The organism is Streptomyces sp. NPDC097129 (genome assembly GCF_055668065.1).
Window position 1 is genome coordinate 386,695 of record NZ_JBVOQE010000005.1, and the last position, 20,409, is coordinate 407,103.

Annotated in this window: 17 protein-coding genes and 2 pseudogenes; 16 read left to right on the top strand and 3 right to left on the bottom strand. The window is 70.9% G+C overall.

The features are described 5' to 3' along the window. Positions 1–29 precede the first annotated feature (29 nt). The 8 genes from AC0B9F_RS17950 to AC0B9F_RS17985 are packed head-to-tail and all read left to right on the top strand — an operon-like array spanning position 30 to position 11,809. On the top strand, positions 30–455 hold the full coding sequence (locus AC0B9F_RS17950; RefSeq protein WP_472003630.1) for a hypothetical protein: 426 nt from the start codon (positions 30–32) through the stop codon (positions 453–455). Further along, a complete protein-coding gene (locus tag AC0B9F_RS17955) occupies positions 446–2,338 on the top strand; it encodes a hypothetical protein (RefSeq protein WP_472003632.1) in 1,893 nt (630 codons plus the stop codon). Before AC0B9F_RS17950 ends, AC0B9F_RS17955 begins: the two co-directional genes overlap by 10 nt. Continuing rightward, positions 2,338–2,709: a hypothetical protein gene (locus AC0B9F_RS17960; RefSeq protein ID WP_472003634.1), complete on the top strand. Its 372-nt coding sequence runs from the start codon at positions 2,338–2,340 to the stop codon at positions 2,707–2,709. The genes AC0B9F_RS17955 and AC0B9F_RS17960 overlap by 1 nt, the downstream gene beginning before the upstream one ends. Further along, complete coding sequence (locus tag AC0B9F_RS17965; protein ID WP_472003635.1) at positions 2,709–3,374, top strand: hypothetical protein; 666 nt, start codon at positions 2,709–2,711, stop codon at positions 3,372–3,374. The genes AC0B9F_RS17960 and AC0B9F_RS17965 overlap by 1 nt, the downstream gene beginning before the upstream one ends. Beyond that, positions 3,371–4,711 carry a baseplate J/gp47 family protein gene (locus AC0B9F_RS17970; protein ID WP_472003636.1) on the top strand — a complete coding sequence of 447 codons (1,341 nt, stop codon included), beginning with the start codon at positions 3,371–3,373 and terminating at the stop codon, positions 4,709–4,711. The genes AC0B9F_RS17965 and AC0B9F_RS17970 overlap by 4 nt, the downstream gene beginning before the upstream one ends. Then, positions 4,708–8,976: a LamG-like jellyroll fold domain-containing protein gene (locus AC0B9F_RS17975; protein WP_472003637.1), complete on the top strand. Its 4,269-nt coding sequence runs from the start codon at positions 4,708–4,710 to the stop codon at positions 8,974–8,976. Before AC0B9F_RS17970 ends, AC0B9F_RS17975 begins: the two co-directional genes overlap by 4 nt. Then, positions 8,969–9,562, top strand: a complete 594-nt coding sequence (locus AC0B9F_RS17980) for a hypothetical protein (protein WP_472003639.1) — start codon at positions 8,969–8,971, stop codon at positions 9,560–9,562. Before AC0B9F_RS17975 ends, AC0B9F_RS17980 begins: the two co-directional genes overlap by 8 nt. 36 nt (positions 9,563–9,598) lie before the next feature. After that, positions 9,599–11,809: a beta strand repeat-containing protein gene (locus AC0B9F_RS17985; protein WP_472003641.1), complete on the top strand. Its 2,211-nt coding sequence runs from the start codon at positions 9,599–9,601 to the stop codon at positions 11,807–11,809. 7 nt (positions 11,810–11,816) lie between these two features. Here AC0B9F_RS17985 and AC0B9F_RS17990 read toward each other — a convergent pair. Both AC0B9F_RS17990 and AC0B9F_RS17995 read right to left on the bottom strand, forming a co-directional pair. After that, positions 11,817–12,182, bottom strand: a pseudogene (locus tag AC0B9F_RS17990) (helix-turn-helix domain-containing protein); the annotation flags it as partial. 140 nt (positions 12,183–12,322) lie between these two features. Beyond that, a complete protein-coding gene (locus tag AC0B9F_RS17995) occupies positions 12,323–13,030 on the bottom strand; it encodes a hypothetical protein (protein ID WP_472003643.1) in 708 nt (235 codons plus the stop codon). 603 nt (positions 13,031–13,633) lie between these two features. Between AC0B9F_RS17995 and AC0B9F_RS18000 the strand changes: the two genes are divergently transcribed. From AC0B9F_RS18000 to AC0B9F_RS18015, 4 genes are all read left to right on the top strand, one after another. Further along, the gene (locus tag AC0B9F_RS18000; protein WP_472003644.1) at positions 13,634–13,867 is read left to right on the top strand and encodes a hypothetical protein; all 234 of its coding nucleotides are present in this window, start codon (positions 13,634–13,636) and stop codon (positions 13,865–13,867) included. Positions 13,868–15,123: 1,256 nt separating this feature from the next. After that, on the top strand, positions 15,124–15,465 hold the full coding sequence (locus AC0B9F_RS18005) for a hypothetical protein (protein ID WP_472003646.1): 342 nt from the start codon (positions 15,124–15,126) through the stop codon (positions 15,463–15,465). A gap of 440 nt (positions 15,466–15,905) precedes the next feature. After that, positions 15,906–16,502 (top strand): SMI1/KNR4 family protein, encoded by a 597-nt coding sequence (locus tag AC0B9F_RS18010; protein ID WP_472003648.1) that lies wholly within the window; start codon positions 15,906–15,908, stop codon positions 16,500–16,502. A gap of 54 nt (positions 16,503–16,556) precedes the next feature. After that, the gene (locus AC0B9F_RS18015) at positions 16,557–16,718 is read left to right on the top strand and encodes a hypothetical protein (RefSeq protein WP_472003651.1); all 162 of its coding nucleotides are present in this window, start codon (positions 16,557–16,559) and stop codon (positions 16,716–16,718) included. A 519-nt stretch (positions 16,719–17,237) separates the two neighbouring features. Here the strand turns inward: AC0B9F_RS18015 and AC0B9F_RS18020 are convergent. Beyond that, the gene (locus AC0B9F_RS18020; protein WP_472003653.1) at positions 17,238–17,474 is read right to left on the bottom strand and encodes a DUF2795 domain-containing protein; all 237 of its coding nucleotides are present in this window, start codon (positions 17,472–17,474) and stop codon (positions 17,238–17,240) included. A 440-nt stretch (positions 17,475–17,914) separates the two neighbouring features. On the opposite strand from AC0B9F_RS18020, the gene AC0B9F_RS18025 reads away from it, so the two are divergent. The 4 genes and pseudogenes from AC0B9F_RS18025 (at position 17,915) to AC0B9F_RS18040 (ending at position 20,381) form a co-directional block, all read left to right on the top strand. Then, positions 17,915–19,081, top strand: coding sequence for a DUF642 domain-containing protein (locus AC0B9F_RS18025; RefSeq protein WP_472003655.1), 1,167 nt, complete (start codon positions 17,915–17,917; stop codon positions 19,079–19,081). After that, positions 19,050–19,271, top strand: a complete 222-nt coding sequence (locus AC0B9F_RS18030; RefSeq protein ID WP_472003657.1) for a DUF6879 family protein — start codon at positions 19,050–19,052, stop codon at positions 19,269–19,271. The genes AC0B9F_RS18025 and AC0B9F_RS18030 overlap by 32 nt, the downstream gene beginning before the upstream one ends. A 4-nt stretch (positions 19,272–19,275) precedes the next feature. Next, positions 19,276–19,383, top strand: a pseudogene (locus tag AC0B9F_RS18035) (SAM-dependent methyltransferase); the annotation flags it as partial. A gap of 359 nt (positions 19,384–19,742) precedes the next feature. After that, positions 19,743–20,381 (top strand): PQQ-binding-like beta-propeller repeat protein, encoded by a 639-nt coding sequence (locus AC0B9F_RS18040; RefSeq protein WP_472003659.1) that lies wholly within the window; start codon positions 19,743–19,745, stop codon positions 20,379–20,381. Positions 20,382–20,409 lie beyond the last annotated feature (28 nt).

Genomic DNA, 20,409 nt, shown 5'->3' on the forward strand with positions numbered 1-20,409 from the left:
CTGGCCGTCGAGCGGCTCGGAGGTGGGCTGTGAACGACGTACCGCGTTTCCTCAGGCTGCCCATCGAGCCCGACGAGGGACTTCCCCAGGTCTTCCGGTGCCCCGTGGGCGACACCACGTACGACTTCGCTCTGTACGCCAACTTCGAGGGCGGCGAGGACGACCCGCCCGGGACGCTGTACGACCTCGCGGCGTGGGGCAGCACGCCCCAGCCGTTCCCGCCGGCCCCGCAGAGCAGCCCGCCCGGCCACCTGGTGCTCAGGATCGCCGGCCCCGGCCCCGACGGCCCGCGCGTCCTCTTCCTGCGCAAGCTCGTCGCCGAGCCGGACCTCGTCCACGAGGCGGGCCCGCTGGCCATCAGACTGACCGAGGCGACGGTGGCACGCGGCAACCTCAACGGCAGCGGCCACTACGGCTCCCGGATCGTGATCGGGGTGGCACGGCGATGGGCGTGATCCTCTGGTACAAGATCGACTTCCCGCTCCTGCGCATGTCGATCTCCAACGACGTCCTCAGCGGCGAGGTCCTGGCGGACGCCGAGATCGGGATCAAGTACGAGATCGGCCAGCCGGGCAGCTTCGACATCACCTTCACCGACCTGCCGATCGACGTGCACAAGGCCCTGGCCTCCGAACTCGGGAAGAAGACCGGTGCGGAGGGCGGCATCGACGTCGACATCCACCTCGGCTACCTGGACGACCCCTCCAGCCGGCAGGTCGTCCTCTCCGGGAGGGTCGAGGCGATCAAGTCGGCGACCCGGTACCCGCCGCTCGCCATGCGCCTCACCGGGTACGAGGAAGCCTCGTACCGGCTCCTGGCCCGGGTGGACCCCGGCGTCACGCCGCCCATGGCGAAGATCTCGATGAAGTGCGCCAAGCCGGCCGATGCCGTGCGGCACATCGCCGGGCTCGCCGGCGTGGACGTCGTCGGCCGGGCCGGCCCCGACACCGTCGACCGGGAGATAGCGAAGCAGGCCGTCAACGCCTTCGCCCTGCTGGCGGAGATCGCCGGGCAGTTCGGTGCCGAAGTCCTCGTCCAGGACGGCGTGGTGCAGTTCGGCAAGGCGATCACCCACCCGCCCGCGGGCCCGATCTCCGCCGTCCCCAACCTGGCGGCCCTGACCGCCGCCATCGCCGGCGAGGACTCGCTGGTGGTCCTCAAGACCATGACCCCCGTCCGGCTCGCCGAGTTCCAGCCCGTGGACCTGGGGCCGGTCGGCAAGCAGAACCTCCTCACCGACGAGGTGAACCCGGCCAAGGTGAAGGCGTTCGACTTCACCGTGCTCGGCCTGCCCACCCTCCGGGCCGGTCAACTCGTCGCGGCGGGCATCCAGGGGTACGAGAACCCGTTCACGGGATTCCGCGTCCTCCAGCTGACCCACACCTTCTCGCCGCGCAACGGATACACCTGCACCGGGCGGGCCGTGGCCTTCGGCACCGACGGCAACCGACGGCTCAGCGAGCTCGCCCGCAAGGCGACCGCCCGCTCCGTCGCGGACCTGATCTCCGGCAAGATCCAGCAGGCCGCGACTCTCACCCCCTCCGTCGACGTCGCCCGGATCGACAGGGCCAAGCCGGACCAGCGGGTGTCCGATCTGGAGAGCGGTCAGCGCCCGAACGAGGCCGTCGCCTCGCCGAGTGTCGACCTGGAGATCACCGAAGGGGACGCGTTCCGGCACGACAAGCCGATCGCCTCGCCCTTCGCCTGGCACAAGGTGGGCCTCTCCGTCCCGGTGTACAAAGGCATGCGGGCCCTGCTCAACCAGGTCAGGGACAACCCCGACGACTCCGTCGTCACCGGCTTCCTCTGGTCCAACCAGCGCAGGATGGACCGCCCGAAGGCCAAGGAGGGCGACTGGTGGCTCTGCCTGCCCACCGACCTCAGCGTCGGACCCCTGCCGGAACCGACCGGCAAAGGCGTCAACGACCTCATCGCCGCCGACGGCCGCCGGGTCGTGGAAGCCATCGGTCTGAAGGTCGCGATCGGCGAAGCCGCCTGCACACCGGTCGGTGACCGGCCCTCCGAAGGCGAGGCCGAAGTCTTCCTGCTCACACACAAGTCCGGGACCAGCCTCAAGATCGACGACCAGGCCTTCCTGCTCACCCACAAGTCCGGGACCAGCCTGACCATCGACGACCAGGCCTTCCTGCTCACCCACAAGTCCCGGACCAGCCTGACGATCGACGACACGGGGTTCGTGCTCAGCCACCCGTCCGGGACCACCGTCAAGATCGCCGCCGACGGCAGCGTCACCGTCGACGGCGGAAGGAACAGCGTCGTGCTCTCCTCCAAGGGAGTGACGCTCACCGTCGGCGACGGAAAGGTGGCGATCACCTGATGCCCCTCGTACTCGTCCAGGGCGCGGTCATCGAATGCACCCACCAGGGAAAGCTGAAGCTCGTCACAGGCGATCCCCGGGTCACCGTCAAGGGCAGTGGCGTCGTCCTCGCCGGCAAGGAGGGCGGCCTCATGTTCGGCTCCGCGGCCACTGCCGTACCGGGCATGATCGCGCCCTGCCCGGCAACCGACGCCAACGGGCCGAAACCCTGTCAGATCTCCCCGGCGACGCCCGACGGCGCCTCGAAGAAACTCACCCTCGGGGGCGTGCCCGTCCTGCTCGCCACCGCCCACGGCGTCACCGTCAGCGGACTGGGAGCCGGTGCCTGGAAGGTCACCGACCCTGGTCAGACCCTCCTGGAGACCCTCTGATGACCGGTAGCGAACCGCTGGAACCCCGCGACGGCCCGAATGCCGAGCCGGGCGCCGACCGCCTGCCCGGCGGCCAGCCGGGCGGCCCCCTCGCGGCCGGACCGTCACCCCGCGCCGGCGCGCTCGCGAACGCCGTCGGCACCACCGTGGGCGGCGGCCCTGACCTGCCCGACCTCCGCCCGTACCTCCCCGGCGCGAACACCCGCGACGGCGCCCCCAGCCTCGGCCGCAGCCTCGCCCTCGACGACGGCGACCTCGTCCTCGACCGGCACTCCCGCGACCTCGCCCTCGTCGTCGGAGCCGAGGCCCTGGGCCAGGCACTGGAGTTGGCCGTCGCCACCCAGGCAGGCAGCGACCGCCTCAACATCCGGTTCGGATTCGACCGGCTCGCCATCGGCGCGTACGCCGACGACCTGTCCTCCCGCAAGGAGCACATCACCATGGAACTCGTCCGCTGCCTCAGCTCGGACGGGCGCGTCACCGACGTGCGCGAGGTGTTCTTCGACGACGACCCCCGCTTCCTGGAGACGCGCACCGACCTCGACGCAGCGGCGCGCCGCGGGAGCGTGGCCGCCGCACACGCGGCACGCGAGTACACCGTCTACGCGGTCGTCGACACCATCGCCGGCGCGGCCCTCACCCTGCGAGCAAGGGGAACCCCATGACCTCCGAGGAACGGTTCGGCGTCACCGAGGACGGGTTCGTCGTCAAGGGCATCGACCGGATCATCGCCGACCAACAGGCCCGCGCCAGAGCCATGTTCGGAGACGACGTCGACCTCACCTCGGGCAGCGCCCTGCGCAAGGTCCTGGACGCCGCCGCCGTCGGCACCCACGAGCTCTGGCGCGCCCTGGAAGCCCAGTACTACGCCGGCTTCGTCACCACCGCCCAGGGACCCAGCCTCGACCTGCTCGGCAAGGACCTCGGCCTGCCCCGCCGCGAGCTGCGCGCCCACGGCACGATCGGCCTGACCCTCGCCCAGCCCGAACCCGACCGCGTCTACGTGCTCCCGGAGGGCACCGTCGTCGAAACCGTCCCCGACGACCCCGCCCCCGACGAGCCCGCCCCCACCCCGGCCTTCCGGACCAACCGGCCCGTCTCCCTCTCCGCCACCGGCGCCACCGCCTCGGTCGACGCCGAAGCCGTCCTACGGGGAACCGACGGCAACATCGACACCCGGAGGAAGCTGCGCCTCGAACCCGCCTGGGTCCGGCACAACCTCAACCTGGGAACCGCCGAGGTCACGCCCTTCGTCCAGACGGCCTTCGAGGGCGGGGAACTCGGCGAGCCGGACGGCGTCTACCGCGCACGGCTGCTCGGCGTGCCCCGCACCGTCTGGACCCAGGAGGCCCTGCTCGCCGAAATCCTCGACGTCAACGGCGTACGGGACGCCGCGGTCTTCGACCCCCTCGGCGGAGTCGAGGCCACCCGCCGCGCCTACGGCACCTTCCGCTACGGCACCCGCGCCTTCTCCCGGCCGCGCCAGACCGGCTCCCCGTACTTCTTCGACATCGTCGTCGCCCCCGAACCCGGCTGGCCCTGGACCGGCGAGGAGACGTCCGTCCCCGGCGTGTACGACCAGGTCCTGGAGACCGTGGACCAGTGGCGGCCCGTCTCCGTCTTCCCCTCCGTCCTCGCCGCCAACCAGGTCGACATCGGAATGCGGGCCACCCTCGTCGTCGAGGCGGGCCACAACCAGGAAGCCGCCAAGGGCGCGATCCTCGACGCCGTCCGCGGCGCGGTCAACCGACTCCGCCTGGGCAACGGCGTCCTCTACTCCGACATCGTCCTCAGCGCACGCACCGCCGCCGGAGTCGTGGACGTGCAGAACCTGCGGCTGCGCCGCTTCGCCCCCGCCTTCGGCCAGACCTACTACGGCGGCGCCACCTACGGCGGAGCCCAGGAGCTGTCGGCGGGCGAGAACCTCGTCCTCGCACCCGACGAGATCGCCCAGTTCTCCGTGGACAGCTCCCTGGTCGACATCCAGGTCGTGGCCACATGAGTACGACAGCGCCCTACCGAGGCCCCCTCTCCCGCGACGTCCTCGACGTCATGGGGGCCGCGCTGCCCGCCCCCTACGACCGGGGCATGGAACGGCTCGTCCTCCCGCTCGGCGACTCCGCGAAGGGCACGATCCCCGTCGCCGACTACGACTTCCAGGCCTACGAGCGGCGCTACGGCCGTCCCCCCGAGCTGCCCCGCTACCTCCTCGCACCCGGCCGGGACATCACGGCACCGCTCACCGTCCGCGTCCTCTACCGAAATCGACGGGCCCCCGGGGCCAAGCCGGAATACGTGGACGTCGACATCCCGGCGGGCTGGTGCACCGGGAGCGCCCTCGCGCTCCCCCTCCCCGGCGACACGGGCGACCTTGCCCGGGACCTGCAACTCGTCGGCCTGCGCCCCCTCGAACCCACCGGCTCGTTCGCCCACGCCCCCTGGGAGGTCACCGCACTCCTCGGGAACCTCGCCAAACTCCTCTGGGTCATCGGGGCCGAGCACGAGGAGTTCGCCCGGCACCTCCGCGACGTCACGGCCCAGCGCGACACCACCACCGCCCACGGCGCCAGCCTGGACCTCCTCGGACTCGACCTGGGCGCACCCCGCTTCCCGCCCCGCCCGCACACCCCCGACGAGGACACGCTCGCGCTCTTCCACCTGGACGACATCCCCCCCCACGCAGCAAACGGACTCACCGCCCCCGATGCCGAGGTCGCCACGGTCGTCGACGCCGCCGCGCCCGGGGATCCCGACCGCCGGGGCGTCAACGAGGGCGCGCACAGCGGCCGCACCGGGCGCTTCTCGCACGCCTTCGGATTCGGGCCCGCCCCCGGAGGCATCAGCGTCGCGAACTGCGCGCACTACGACCTTCCGGCCACCGCCCCCTTCACCGTCGAGGCGGTGGTGCGGCCCGACCACGTCACCACGACCGGAACCGTCGTCGCCAAACGAGCCCCGCTCAACGTCCCCGAGAGCGCCGGATGGGCCCTCACCGTGGGGACCTTCCGCGGCATAGACCGCAACGTCCGCCTCTCCCTCTCCGACGGCAGCAGGGAAGTCGACCTGTTCGCCGACCGGGACCTGGGCGACGGCGCCTTCCACCACGTCGCGGGCGTCGTCGACCGACAGGGGGAGTCCGCCACCGCGCTCCTCTACGTGGACGGAACGGAAGTCGCCCGCCGCGTCACCGGAGGGCCGCCCGACGACCCCGACGGCAGCGACCGCCCCGACCCCCACGGGCCGGCCCTCGGCCCGCTGACCAGCACCGCACCCCTCGTCATGGGCTACGGCACGGAACGCCGGGACGACCACGACGACCCCGCCCCCTACCGAGGACTCCTCGAAGAGGTCCGGCTGACCCGGCTCGCCCGCGCCACCTTCGAACCGGTCACCGGCGAGAGCGACGACCAGTACAGCGCCCGGCTCCGGATCTTCCACCGCTGGCTGCTGCCCACGCCCGGCAACCTCCAGGACGCCGTCAACCAGGCAGCGGCGCCGATCGCCGCCGCTCCGGAGGACCCCGCGCCCTTCCAGGTACGGGAACCCGGCGACGCGGGAGCCGGCGGCACCCACACGCTGCGCGTCCTCCCGGAGACGCTCCCGGTGAGCCGTTCCCTCACCGCCGACGGAGACCAGGGCACGACCGAGGCGTCCGCCGTCGGCACCGCCGACCAGGACGAGCCCGACTTCGACCCCGCCTGGCTGATCCGTCACCCCGACCGGACCGGCCTCACCTTCGCCGGAGGCGAGGACAGCCGGATGATGCAACGCGTCGTCGTCGACACCCTGGACGCCCTCGTCGACCGGCTCGCCGCGCGGCCCGAGCCCCCGGCCGGCACCCTCCGCGTCCTCAAGGCGTACGACGCCACCGGCCCCGGCCTGCACACCGTCGGCCGGGCCGTGCTCCTGGACCACGACACCCTGCACTCGGAGAACCTCGCCGCGCTCGCCCACGCGGCCGGCTTCGGCTGGGTCCAGCACGTTCAGGACCACAGGGTGTACGCCTCCCAGCCGCGCGGCGAGGTCCTGCGCATCACCCCCGCCACCCCGGGACCGGTGACGGGACTCCCTGATCTACGGGAAGGGGAGGACCTGGACCTCGGCATCGAGCCCGACCCCTCCCATCTCCCCGACGTGCAGACCCGCTGGACGGTCCTCCGCTCGGGCGCGGGCGACGCCGCCTTCCGCCCGGACCGGCCGGGCACCCTGCTCGCGCGCGCCGCCGGCGACGTCTGCGTCCGGGTCGAGGTCGTGCGCCGCGGCCACGTCGCCTCCGGCACCCGCTCCGTCCGGATCGGACTGTCCGACACCGCCCTCGCGGCCGGGCACAGCATCAGCGGCACCGGCCGTCGCGACACCACGGAGACGGACGACGCGGGCCCGCTCGCGACCGACTTCGACCCGAACATGCTGCGGGTGCGCACCGACGACCTCACCCGGTCTCCCACCCCTGTCCGCTACGGGGAGGCCGACACGAACAGGATGATGCAACGGGTCACCTCCGACGCCCTGGACCGGCTGCTCGACCGGCTCCACGACACGCCCGGCGCACTCGACGTGCTCACCTCGTACGTCCCGGCCGCCGCGACCGCCGGCCCGCCACCCGCCGACCTGCACACCCAGGGCAGGGCACTCGTCCTCCACCACGCCGCACTCACCGCCCCGGCACTCGCGGCGCGAGCCTTCGACGCCGGCTTCGACCACATCGAGGTCGTGCCCGGGACGGCGCCGGGGGAGCCCGAGACGGTGCGTGTGGCCGTCGCCGCCGGTGAACAGGCGAAGGTGGAGGGACCGACCGAACTCGTCGAAGGGGAGTCCGCCCCCGTCAGGGTCGTGCCCGCCGCCCACCCCACGGCCGCCTGCTTCTCCGACGACGGCGCACGCCTCTACCTCGCCGAGCCGGGAACGCACCGGGTCACCTCCCTCACCCTGCGGAAGTCCGAGTCGGGCGGCTTCCCCCGCATCGCCCCGGACACCTCCCGACCGGTCGCCCCCTTCCCCGGAGCTCTCGCCTTCGGCGGCGGACACCTCTTCGTGGCACACGAACAGCGCGACCGCGTCTCGGTCCTCGACCCCGTCACCCTGGACTCCGCCGCACCCGACATCACCGGCCCCCGCCCGGCGGCCGTGGCGACCGACGCCGACCGGCTGTACGTCGGCTTCGCGGGCGATCATCCGGTCCTGCGCGCCCACCTCCTGACGAACGGTCTGGAAGCGGGCTCCCTGCCGCTGCCCGCCGCGCCGAGGTCGATCGCGGTCGCCCCCGACGGCCTCTTCCTGTACGTGATCGTGGAGGGCGGCCGATGGTGCCGCGTGGAGCGCGACACGCTCACCCTGGAGCAGACCGTCGTGACAGGCGAGACCGAGGCGCGAGCCGCCGTCGTCACCCGGGACGGGAGCAAGCTGTACGTGATGTGCCCGGGCACGGCCGGCGGCGGACGGATCCGCGTCTACCGTCCGCCCGCGGAGCAGCCCACGGCCACCGTCGAGGGCTTCCCCGTCGACACCGTCCCGGCCGCGCTCACCCTCAGCGGGGAGGGCGGGTTGCTGTACGTGGCGACCAAGGACGTGGTGACCGAGGACCCGGCCACCGAGGACTCGGCCTCGCCGGCCGGAAGCGTGCACCTCGTCGACGTCGCCACCGACCGCCTGCTGCCGCAGATCTTCAGCCCGGGCCGCGGGGGCTCCGCCCTCGCCGCGAGCCCCGTGGGGGCCCCGTACCGACCCTGCCTCGTCATGGCCCCGCTCAGCAGCGGAACCGTGCTCCTCGCCGATCCGGCAGACCTCGGCCAGGACCCGCCGTCCCCGCCGCACCTGGTCGCCGAACTGCCGCTGGGCACCGGGGCGGGAGAGCAGGTCGTCTGGTCCTCCACCCCGGATGACAACGGCGTCGCCGACTTCTCGGCTCTCACCGCCCCCGTGAGCACGCTCACCGGTGTCACGGTCGGCCGTGCCCTGATCAGAGCGACCTACCTGCGCGAAGGCGGCCTGCGGCCGTACCAGTGCGAGATCCGGCTCAAGCCGGAGCTGGAGCCGGGGGCCGGCGCCGGGGCCGTCACCAAGGGGCAGTACGACCTGATCCTCAACATCCTCAACTGGTTCCACCCGATCGGCGTGGAATGCCGAACCGACCGGCTGCGCGCCCTGGCCGGGCTGGAGGCCGACGGGGCCGACCTCTTCCCCGTCTACACCTTCCCTACCTACCACGTCGCCGATCCGTTCTCGTCCCCCTTCATCCGCCTACGCAAGGACGGCCGTGATGGTTGAGCAGTACCAACCCAAGTTCCGCCACAAGGACTGGATCGACAACCAGGACCGTGTGCAGGCGGGTGGTGACGACGGCCTCAACAACCGGTTCCACCGGCTGGAGGACGAATTCGCCGGCCTGGCGAACAACCAGATCAACCCGATCATCAACGGGCTCGCGAGGCCGGTCATGCACCTCACGCTGGTGCCCGTCCTGACGCCCTATCCGGATGCCAATACGGGAGACCCCAAACCCGCCTGGGACCAGGCCGTCGACATGGTCGAGAAGCAGCAGGGCGAGACGGAGGCCCATGGCTTCATGAACGTCGTGCTCCCCGACGGGGTCAAGGTGACGTCCCTGCTGATGACCGGGTCCAGGGAGTCGTCGGCGGGTTCCCTGACGGCGGTTCTGAAGGCCCGCGACATCCGCAACGACGACGGTGCTCACGAGCTGCTCACGGCCGAGACGCAGGGTGTGCCGGTCACACCGGGTGCTGCGGTGGAGATCACGAACGACACGCACCGCTACTTTCTGACGCTCGACGTCGACAATGCCGACGCGGGCAAGGCCGTGAAGGTGTTCTGCATCCAGCTCACCTACGAGTGACGGGAACCCTTCGACGCCAGGCGGGAGGAGACGATCATGACCGATGTACCGACCGTAGTACCCGTCCACGGCCACGATGTGTCCAGTGGGTACGACCCGGGGACCGACAGCCCAGCGACCAAGTACGGCGTGTGGGGGGACAGCGCCGACGGCGACGGTGTCGTCGGGAGCAGCGGCAAGTCGGGGGACGCGTCCCAGCCCGGCGGCGCCGGCGTGTACGGAGTCAACAGAGAGACCGAGGGCGTCGGTGTCTTCGGGAAGTCCGTCTCCAACCTCGGCGGCACGGGCGTCCTGGGCAGCAGTGTCCGTGGCGTGGGGGTGTCCGGATCGAGCAGGGGCGACCGGCCCGGCGTGCTGGGCCAGGGTGTCACCGCCCCGGGAGTGACCGGCCTGAGCGCGCAGGGTCCGGGCGTGACGGGCAAGGGCGCCGTGGGCAGCCCCGGCGTCAGGGGCGACGGCGCGGACGGCCCCGGCGTGGAGGGGGCCAGCACGGCAGGACCCGGGGTGTCCGGAACGGGTGGGGGATCCAGCCCGGGACTGCTCGGCATCGGGTCGACCGGGCCCGGCGTGTCGGGAACGAGCACGGACGGTCCCGGCGTCGACGGCCGTGGCAGCGGCGCGGGCCCCGGGGTGGCCGGCTCCGGCGTGACCGCCGCCGGGGTGTACGGAATCAGCGCGCAGGGGAACGGCGTCTACGGGGTGGGCGGCGTCTCGGGCGCCGGCGTCTCCGGCTCCTCCGACGCCGGACCGGGCCTCTCCGGCACGAGCCGGACGGGTCCCGGCGTCACCGGCCACGGAGGCGGCACGGGCGCGGGCGTCGACGGCAGCGCGGAGACGGGCCCGGGCGTGTCCGGCGCGAGCACGGCGGGTGCGGGCGTGTCGGGCACCAGCGAGCAGGGCGACGGCGTCACCGGCCAGGCCCGGGGCACGGGCGCGGGAGTCACGGGCCAGGGCGCGGCCGGTCCGGGAGTGTCGGGCACCAGCACGCAAGGAGCCGGCCTCCACGGGGCCGGCGGCGCCACGTCGGCCGGCGTCGAGGGCGTCGGCACGTCAGGGGCGGGCGTCCTGGGGACGAGCGCGCAGGGTGACGGGGTGTCCGGGGCGAGCGCCCAGGGCGTCGGAGTCAACGGTACGAGCCAGCAGGGGATCGGCGTCCTCGGTACGGGCGGCGGGGCGAAGCCGGGGGTCAGGGGCAGTGGCACCACGGGCCCGGGCGTGTCCGGCACCAGTACGAAGGACGCCGGCGTCTCGGGAACGGCCGGTGGCTCCGGACCCGGAGTCCTCGGCACGGGCGGCACCGGCCCCGGCGTGTCGGGCGTCAGCACCGGTGGCGTGGGCGTGCTCGCCCAGAGCGTGAGCGCTGCGGGCGTGGCCGGGTCCAGCACCCAGGGCACCGGCGTCTCGGGCGCGAGCAGCCAGGGCGTGGGCGTCTCCGGCACGGGCGGCGGTGTGAACCCCGGCGTTCAGGGCGTCGGAGCGATGGGCTCGGGCGTCCTGGGCACGAGCACCCAGGGGACCGGCGTGTTGGGCACCAGCGCCCAGGGCGTCGGCGTGTCAGGGACGGGCGGCGGCACGAACGCCGGTGTGACCGGCACCGGCGACGAAGGGCCGGGTGTCCTCGCCACCAGCACCAAGAGCGCCGGCGTCCAGGCACACAGCACCGAGGGCGCCGGGGTCGAAGCCGTGGGCGTCACCGGCCTGGTCGCGAGCGGGACGACACGAGCGGCCTACCTGGACGGCGACGTCGTGATCACCGGAACGGTGTCCGACAGCGTGCACCTCGTCAGGGTCGACCACCCGCTGCACCCCGAGACCCGCTACCTGGTGCACGCAGCCGTACAGTCCCCGGAGCTGAAGAACGTCTACGACGGGACGGTCGTCCTCGACGCGTCCGGACAGGCCACGGTCGAGCTGCCCGAGTGGTTCGAGTCCATGAACGAGTCCTTCCGCTACCAGCTCACCGCCGTCGGCGCCCCCGCCCCGGACCTGCACGTCAGCCGCCCCCTCGCCGACCACACCTTCGCCATCGCGGGAGGCGCGGCCGGACTGGACGTCAGCTGGCAGGTCACCGGAGTCCGCTGCGACGGCTGGGCCAGGGCCAACCCGCTGACCGCCGAGGAGGAGAAGCCGGAGGAGGCGCAGGGGTTCTTCCTGCACCCCGAACTCCTCGGCCACCCGGCGGACCGCTCCCTCGCCGCCCTCCTCACCTCGCACGCGAAGCGCACCCCGGCCGGGACAACCGGCTAGGTGCGTCCGTGGGCCGGTCGAGGAAGGCCAGGCGGTTCAAGGCCGTGCCGGGTCAGGACCCGGTGGACGGTGGAGGCGGGCAGGCCCAGGATGGGAGGACCGATACGGGCCGGGCCCGGCTTGCGTTCTTGCCGCAAGCGGCAGACCCGGGCCTCCACCGCGGCCGGAGTGCGGTGCGGCATCGTGTGGGGCCGGCTGGAACGGTCGTGCAGGCCGGCTTCTCCTCCTGCCTCCAGCGGCGCAGCCACTTGTGGGCGGTGGGCCGCGAGGAGCCCATCACGGCTGCGACATGTGCGACGGGCCGGCCCGAGCAGACACGCTCGATCAACAGCCGCCTGCCGTGAAGGGTCAGCGGGGCATTACGGCGGGACACGAAGAGCTCCGTGCGGTGCAGTCCTGGACAGCTCCACCACCCGGAGGTCTTCGCCATGATCAAGCCCGGCGAGTGTCAACAACGCTCGAGACCAATACAGCTAGGGCCTCTTCGGCCGCGCATGTCGGATCGGGTGGGCCTCAGGACCGGGCCGACCGCTGGGCGGCCGAGGTGTCGCGGCGCACCGCGAACCGCTCGGGCTGCACGCCCCGGCGCCGGGCCACGACCCGGTAGCCGAACTCGCCGCGGGCCGTGGCGTCGGTCGCCGCGCGGACGCCGAAGCCCTCGGAGGTCCGGTCCGTCACGTACAGCCCGCTGGAGGCCTCGTACTCTGTCAGGAAGACGTGGTACGGCCCCTCTTCGGTGACCGCGACGAACTCCGGGTCCAGCGTCACCTGGGCGCGGCCGTCGACCAGCCGGCCGAAGCCGAAGTCCTCGAACCAGTGCTCCGGCGCCTCGACCGCGTACATCACCCGGTACGTCCCGTCGTCCCTGCGGACCGTGACGCCCTTGGTGCCGTCCACCTCGAGATCTCCGGTGACGTGCACCGGCCCGTCGAAGTACCCGGCGTACCCGTTCGCCGAGTTTCCCCACACCCCGATCGCGCCCTCACCCTGATGGGCTTCGCCCTTCACACCGATTCCGTTGTTGCTGTCCGAGAAGCCGTGCACGCCGGGCCTGCCCTCGCCGTTCCCCGTCCCCTTGACTCCGGTGCCGGAGTCCTCGCAGACGGCCACCAGTCCCGATTCCAGCCCATTGATCCGGGCACCCACCGTGAAGGTCGAGGCCTTGGTCTCGAAACCGACGTTGGCGGGCCCGACGGCCCGCCACTTGTCGCCGTTAGTCATGTCCGATCTCCGTATCGCCCAGATGTGACCCGATGACACGAGGTCGGCGACGAGCCGCGCACCACTCACTGCCCGGGCCGCACCCCACTCCGGGACCACCTATAACCCGACCGCGGACCGCACCTCGTCCGACGCGCGAGGCACGACCTGATCGGCCCACAGCGGCCGGGATCTCACGAAGTACTTCTAATAAATAAACGAGCGGGTACAACGGACTGGTGGTCGTCAGAGCAGAGCGGAGAGTGTCGCGCCAGGCACTGGCCGAGGCAGTGGGCGTCCCCCCTCTATCTGTACGCCGACGGCGACCCCATCAACAAGGCCGACCCCCAACGGCCTGTCGGCCCTTGACAAGCCGGACGGAATTGCAGGGAAGTTCGAAGAAGGCGAAGGACTTGTACAACATCGGGGAGGATCTCTTCTCCGAGGACGTTGTGGGGGCGGTCCGGGGGTCGACGAGCCTCGCGGGCGGGTTCGTCGTCGGTGCCGTATGTGAAGCGGCGACCGGGCCTGAGTCCGGATTCGTCTCCACGGCCGGTTGCTTCGCAGCGGGCGCCAGCACATCCGCCGCGATCGAGTCGTGGCTTTCGTAAGGTCTACGCACAGATGACGCGCGGGCGGAAAGGGACGGTGATGATGAACCGAGAAAGTGGCGAGAGCGTCTCCAGCCGCCCTCGCGGCCTGCTGATGATTGCGGGCGTAGCCCTGGCCGTGTACGTACTGTTCGGCGTGGTCGGGAGCGTCAGCGGATCAGCGCCGAAGGAGGCCTGGCTCTATCCCCTTCCTGTGATCCTCGCAGTCAGTGCGGGCATGGCGATTGTTCGATACCGGCGCGGCTGACTCTCAGCCCCGTGGCGGCAACTGTGGGCTACCCGGGCGGTCCAGCGCGGAGGTCGCCGACACAGAGTTCGGTGACGCCACCGCGGGTTTCGGCTCCGGGCCCGCCGTCCTGGCCCCGGCTCCAGCGGCAGGCGCTGGTTACGGTGCGATCGGTTGCGTGATGGACACGCCCTTAGTGGCGGCAGAGGTCTGGGTTGGGATGGTCACCCCGCCCATTCTCCGCGGCGGTGCCACCTGGCGGGCGGGTTCGACCGAGTAGCACCCGGAGGTGTACCGGCCCGGCCGCCCGGCCGGCCCGGCCCCGCGTTCGGCTCAGTGAATCGTTGCCCGGCTGTGCTTGGGCGTGACCGTCGCAGACGTGCCGTGCTCGGTTGGGCGCACTGCTGGCTGCCAGTTGAGTCGTCGGCCTCGCCCCATCGAGGAGGGCACCGAGCCTGCCGGTCCGGTTCTCCATGACGGGCTCCGGCCGGTGACCCGCCTCCCGACCACACGCCACTCCGCTGCTCGGCGCCCGCGTCGCGCCTCGGTTTCGGCAGCGTCGTGGGAAGCTGCGTCGGGTGCCAACGGTGCGCCGTACGAGCCGCGTTACGGAGCGCTGCGGCACCGGTCCCGTCGTGTGAGCCGTTACCCCGGGCGCTGATGCCGGATCGAGTCCATGACTCGGCAATCCGGTTGACCGTGATCGGCTAGCGGTGAAACGTTCGACGAGGCGCGACACTCCAACTCCCCATTGACACAGGGAGGGAAGAGGGAGGAATACATGCATGTCAACATGACCGTCAGGGCTGCGCTGTCTACCGCTATAGCCGTATCGGCCCTGCTGGCTCCCGCTGCCAGTGCGGCGTCGGCAGCGTCCTCCGTGCCTTCCACGTCTGGACAGCCGTTGCCGCAGCGGGAGACAGCTTCGATGCTCAGTGCAGGAGCCACAGCCGCAACTACGTCCTCAAGAAGTACTACCGAGGGACCCAGTTCTTCACGCTGCGCATTAAGCTGCGGCACGGCTGGAACAGGACCAAGGACCGGAAGATCGACGCTGCCATCTGGCCTGGGGACCCGAACGGCCGCGGCGGATATTCGACTTACCTCAGGTAGTGCCGCGGGTGGAGTAGTTCCGCACCAGCCTCGGGTCCCCGGCCGGCAAAAACGACCTTCTGACGGCGTACAACGTCGATCAGCCGGCCGTTGCCCCCCGCTCTGCTGCCTGCGCTGACCTCCTAGCCCGGCGTGTGCTCAATGAGGAAAGGGCGGTGCCTCCCGTGGAAGAACCAACGCCGGCCAAACGGGCCCTGAGCCGCTCGTACGTCACCACAGACGGGGTCCATTTCGATGTCGACAGGTTGTCGATCGAACACCGCCCCGACCGAAGCGTGACCCTGACGTACCGGCTGGCTGTGGGCCGCCAGGGCCGCCCAGCCGAGCGATGGGAGGTATCTCTGCCCTGGGACGACAAGTCCTGGCTGGATGTACTCACCTCGGCCTCGCCCGAGCCAGAGCGACTGCAGCTGCTCGTGAACCTCGTCCAGGCCCATCTGGAAGAGTGGTGGGACACGAAGGAGCACAACCGCCAGTCAGCGAAGATGGGGCGGCGGCTGCCCTGAGCGTGTGTTCAACCAGACATCTTCAACGGACGCGGGATCCGACGACGGCACGGGCCAATGCGCGTCGCCCAGCGGGATACTGCGCGACGCGCACCGCGCCTGCTACCAGCGCATACCCGACGCGTCCAGCTCGGCGTGACGCTCCGGCGCCAGCCGGGTGGCCCTCCACCACATACACCAACACGTTCGAGCATGTGGCGCACGATCGGAACCGCGTGTCAGACCCTGTGCGCACCACCCTGCACGAAACGGGAACCTGGCTCATGGACGCCGGGTTGGTCAGCGGCCCCCGGCCTTCCACTCGCCGGCGAGAGGATCGACCATGACCCCCAATCCCGACACGCTGTGGCATCCGCCCGACAAGCGGTGTTACGAAAGACCCCAGCAGGCTGACGCCCAGTCCGGCTGCGGGGGGTGAAGGGGACGAGAGAAGATGCACCATGGATCCCCGCATACCCCGCCTGCGTCGAAAGCTGGAAGCGATCCCGTTCCAACCTCTGCGCAGCCACTCCTTCGGGGTAGAGCAACACCAGTTCCGCCTCGGTCCGAAGCTGGCGGAAGCACGCGTCACTGCGTTTGAGGCCGAGCACGACATCGCCCTGCCCGACGCCTATCGGCAGTTCCTCACGCACATCGGCGGCTCAGGCGCGGCGCCGTTCTACGGCCTTATGCCGCTGGAGCGATGTTCCCTGCTGGTCATGAATCCGTGCGGAGAACCAGGGACACCCCGCGGCTTCGACGACGCCGGAGCCGGGGACCACCAAGGCGACCTCTTCCTCCATGTCATCGAGATGGGCTGCACCGACGTATGCCTCATCGCAGTGACTGGGCCCCTCACCGGCCGCGTCCTGATGGGCAACAGCGACGGGCTTTGGGGCCCCGATGTCTCCTCCGCCACTGACTTCCTCGACTGGTACGAACGCTGGCTCAAGCACATGAGCGCCGGACGCGACGACCGGGCCCTCGAACTCACTTCACCTCGGCTCCGTGCCCATCCAAACCGTCATCGCATGACTCCAAGATCTGACTCTCCGTGACTACTCAGTGGCGTCCGTTTCACGTCGTCGTGGGGGTCGAGAACGCCGCTGGACGTGACGCTGGTCGAGCCGGGCCTGGTCGCTGAGGTCACGGTCTACACGGCGCAGGGACGCGGCGCGTGGCGGCACCCCATCCGCTTCGCCCGGTTGCGCCTGGACGTGGCCGTCGCGGACGTGTCCGCGTTCGGCGAGGGCGCGGTATCGGCCGCCGGATGAGATCAGCCAGGCGGTGCGCCCGCGTCCGGTCCGGCGGCGCGGCAGGCCGGGGAGATGAGCGGGTGTGCGCCCCGTACCGCACGGGGGCCTGAAGAATAGGATCCGGACCCGAAGGCACAATCAGGCGTGACCGACCGCCGCCCCCCTGGGCACTGGGCCCGTCCACCTCGGCACGAACGCGAGACACCGAGCAGCGCACGATCGTTCGTCACTTCTGTCCGTCCCGAGGTGGTCGACGGAGCGGCCGCGACGGCTCGGGCTGGCTGCAGCGCCTACTGGGCCGCAGCCGACTGGGGTCGGCCGGATCTCTACGCGCTGACCGCAAGCAGAGCCTCACGCAGCGCCCGCCGCTCGGACCGCGCTGCATGCGGCTGCTAGCCCTATACCTCCGGGCCGCCGCCGCGCCATTCGATGTAGTCGGACCGGATGACGTGGAGGTCGTCGACCCCTCCCATGCCGGCCTCCTGGAGGAAGGCGACGACGTCCCTCAGCGATGGGCGGAGCTGCCGTGCCTGACCATTAGAGCTGTTGCAGGGCCTTGTGGTACTCCTGCGCTACATCTGCCGCATTCTGGTATTCGCGGTCGGGGATCTTGGACAAGAGGTCCCGTCTGACGGGCCCTCCGACGGGCATAGCGTTCGCGACAGGCAAATGCTGCAGCAGCTCCTCTTTGCTGCAAGGCCATGTCAGCTTTAGGCGGCTGAGGAAATCGGTGATGCTGAACGGGACTTCTGCGCCGATGGGGGGAAAGCCCATGCTGACCTCCAGGATCCGATGGACGGTCGGGCAGAGTGTGGGCGCAGTGCGGGGGCCGTGCTGGGCGGAAGAGGCCGCGTGCAGTGCACCGCCGAAGGAACCCGCCCAGGTGGAGGTCCATGTGGGCGTGTGAGTTCTCGCCAACGTACGACGGTGCTGGGTGAAGTTCGACCGCCGGCCCAAACCCCTGCAGCCGACCCCTGGCTCGCCTTCTTAGCCAGCGGCGGGTCTGCTCGGCCAAGTTCTCCCTCTCAGTCCCTTTGGACACGTCACGGACTTCGGCCTCGTCGTTCTCCCGGCCGTCATCACCGCCCTGGCACATGCACGATGGCCCGGCCAAGCGGCGTCTTCTGTCACTACCGCGCCCGGCGAATAACAACCGGCAGAAATAAAGCGCTGGCCCCTCTGAGAACGTGCGGGCGCAGTCATCAGGAACTGACGTGCTCTGGTGCGCCCCGGGCAGCACTCGATCGAAGGATGTGCAACACACGCATCAAGCGGAAGGCTCGGTACCGCTGCCGCTCGGCAGCGACGCCCAGAGAGGGGAGCCTGTCTTGCCAGGAAAACTGATCGCGGTCCTGTCCACCCTCGGCATCGTCGCCACCACCATCGCCGCAGCAACACCGGCGAGTGCGGACTCGAGCATCGCCGTCACCAACCCCTCGTTCATCCAGCCCTACGTCGACCCGACCAACCTCAGCTCCTACACGACCGTGGCGTACAACAACAACGCCATCCCTGGCTGGCGCGTCACCAACGGCAGCGTCGACGTCTTCGGCCGGGCCGCGTCGAAGACTAGCGGCTCGCCCGTCGTCGACAGCGGCTCGCAGGCGGTCGACCTCAACGGAGGCGAACCCGGAGGCGTGGAGCAGACCCTGAACACGACGCCCGGGACCACGGTCGCCGTCACCTTCGCACTAAAGATCAACGACCACCCCTGGTGCGCCGCGAACGCCGGCACAGTGAACGAGATGATGTACGTCCAGTTCGCCGACAACCCCGACAACGTCGAGCCCTTCAGCCTGGGAACCCCCAACTCCCCCCGTCGCTACGCCACCTGGCAGCTGGTGCGGGCCATCCTTCCGGCCACCGGGCGCCACAGCCGGTTGCAGTTCGTCTCCTCCACCCCCCGGCGCCTGCGGCCCGCTGATCACCGACGTCGAAGCCACCGAGATCTGACCCCGGCCGGACACACGACCGACCCAGCAGAGACGCGAAGCCGGGCCCGCCGCATCGAGCGACGGGCCCGGCTTCGTGGTCGACGCGGGACTGAGTTGGGCCTTGGCGCCGGCCTCCGGGCGCGGGACGGCCGTCCCGCGACTACGCGCAACCGGCTCGCTTCGCAGGGGATCATGGCGTTGCTTTTCTTCGGCACGGACCCGAACTCGGGTGGAAGGAACTGCCCTGCGGCGTGGGGGGACACCGGCACCGCTGAGGGGCCTGAACTGGTCCTGCAGGGCAAGTTCGCCGACGCGGCGACCCGGGCGGCTTGCAGCCAGGAGAGCCCGCCTGCAGACGACAAAGGGGTCATCCGTACCCCGGTCCGGATGGTGGATCAGATCAGGAAGGCGTGTGATGCCGCAGAAGCAGCCGGCACCCAGCTTTGAGGACCTGCTCGACTCCGCCCGGCAGCACGCCCTGCACCTGGAGCTGCGCGACATCTACGCCGTGGGGGAGGAGCGGGCGGTCTACGACACGTTCCTGCGCGACGGGAGCGTGCCCGCGGACGACTCGGAGCCGCACCGCCCGCCTCCGCCTCGACCAGGTCACCCGAAAACGGTGACCGCGTCGCGGTGACGCTCAGCCCGGCCTGGTGGAGGTCTCCACCTGGCGCCCGGACACCGAGGTCGCACCGCGCCGGCTCACCCACGAGTGGATCGAGTTCGGCGGAGTGGGTCGGATCGTCTGACCGCACACCCTTGGCCGGTCGGCAGCGGCCCCGTGGCCGGACCGTTTTTTCTGTGAACTCTGTTGCTCCGCACGGATTCGGGAGATGGGGCGCGCTTTCCTGATCGGCGTGCAATGGCTGGAAATCGCGGGATCACGGTCCGGCCCCGTGCCGGCCGCGGGAACGTCGGGGATACTCCTGCTCCCGTAGGACATGTCACGGCGTGTGTCGAACGGGGAATCCCTATGCAACGGCTCAGGTACGTCCTCGCGGGAGTCGTCACAGTGGGTCTGCTCAGCTCCTGCGTCGGCGGCTCGGGGCATGGCGACGGAACGGGAGAGACCCACAAGCCCCCAGTCGGCGCAGGGAAGACCGGATCCGTGACCCACGGTCAGTCCGCGCCCCATGACCGCCTGTCCGTGCCCAGCGTGTACGACACCTCCCACGGCTGGGAATCGGACATGATGGGGACCCATCTCTTCCTCCCGCACTCCGCGGCCGTCGCCGTCTTCCAGCCGGCCGCGAACCACGGCGATTTCACCGTCATGGACGCGGCCACCGGCGAAACGAGGTGGACGCGGAAGGTTGAAGGCGTCGGCATGATGTCGGCCCTCGTGACGACCGAGCAGGGCCAGGACTATCTCGTGGCCACGTCGTCCGGCACGACGGGCGAGGACGCGGTCAGAAAAGGCCGGGACGTCACGACCCTCGACATCTTCAGCGCCAAGGACGCGGACTCCGGAGCTGTCACGCTGGCGCACCATCTCGAACTGCCGGGCGAAGGCACCGTCACCGACGGGGGCGGCGGCCTGCTGGTGCGGTTCGGTGACGAGACCATCGCGATGGTGGATCCGGCCACCGGGGCGACGAAGTCCTTCGACCTGACGAAGATGAAGCCCCCGGCCGGCGAGTGCCATCTGTGCTTCGCGTCGACCAAGGCCGTTGCGGTGACCTCGCGTGGACCGCTGCTCGCCACGGACGAGCAGCCCAAGGCCCACTACTGGGTTCCCGGCGTCTAGTCGGGCGGTGCCCTCACCACCGATTCCG

Coding starts and splice junctions, on each gene's coding strand:
- AC0B9F_RS17955 (WP_472003632.1), top strand. CDS start 446: ATGGGCGTGATCCTCTGGTACAAGATCGACTTCCCGCTCCTGCGCATG.
- AC0B9F_RS17960 (WP_472003634.1), top strand. CDS start 2,338: ATGCCCCTCGTACTCGTCCAGGGCGCGGTCATCGAATGCACCCACCAG.
- AC0B9F_RS18020 (WP_472003653.1), bottom strand. CDS start 17,474: ATGGGCTTTCCCCCCATCGGCGCAGAAGTCCCGTTCAGCATCACCGAT.
- AC0B9F_RS17970 (WP_472003636.1), top strand. CDS start 3,371: ATGACCTCCGAGGAACGGTTCGGCGTCACCGAGGACGGGTTCGTCGTC.
- AC0B9F_RS17995 (WP_472003643.1), bottom strand. CDS start 13,030: ATGACTAACGGCGACAAGTGGCGGGCCGTCGGGCCCGCCAACGTCGGT.
- AC0B9F_RS18010 (WP_472003648.1), top strand. CDS start 15,906: ATGGATCCCCGCATACCCCGCCTGCGTCGAAAGCTGGAAGCGATCCCG.
- AC0B9F_RS17975 (WP_472003637.1), top strand. CDS start 4,708: ATGAGTACGACAGCGCCCTACCGAGGCCCCCTCTCCCGCGACGTCCTC.
- AC0B9F_RS18000 (WP_472003644.1), top strand. CDS start 13,634: ATGACGCGCGGGCGGAAAGGGACGGTGATGATGAACCGAGAAAGTGGC.
- AC0B9F_RS17980 (WP_472003639.1), top strand. CDS start 8,969: ATGGTTGAGCAGTACCAACCCAAGTTCCGCCACAAGGACTGGATCGAC.
- AC0B9F_RS18030 (WP_472003657.1), top strand. CDS start 19,050: ATGCCGCAGAAGCAGCCGGCACCCAGCTTTGAGGACCTGCTCGACTCC.
- AC0B9F_RS17985 (WP_472003641.1), top strand. CDS start 9,599: ATGACCGATGTACCGACCGTAGTACCCGTCCACGGCCACGATGTGTCC.
- AC0B9F_RS17965 (WP_472003635.1), top strand. CDS start 2,709: ATGACCGGTAGCGAACCGCTGGAACCCCGCGACGGCCCGAATGCCGAG.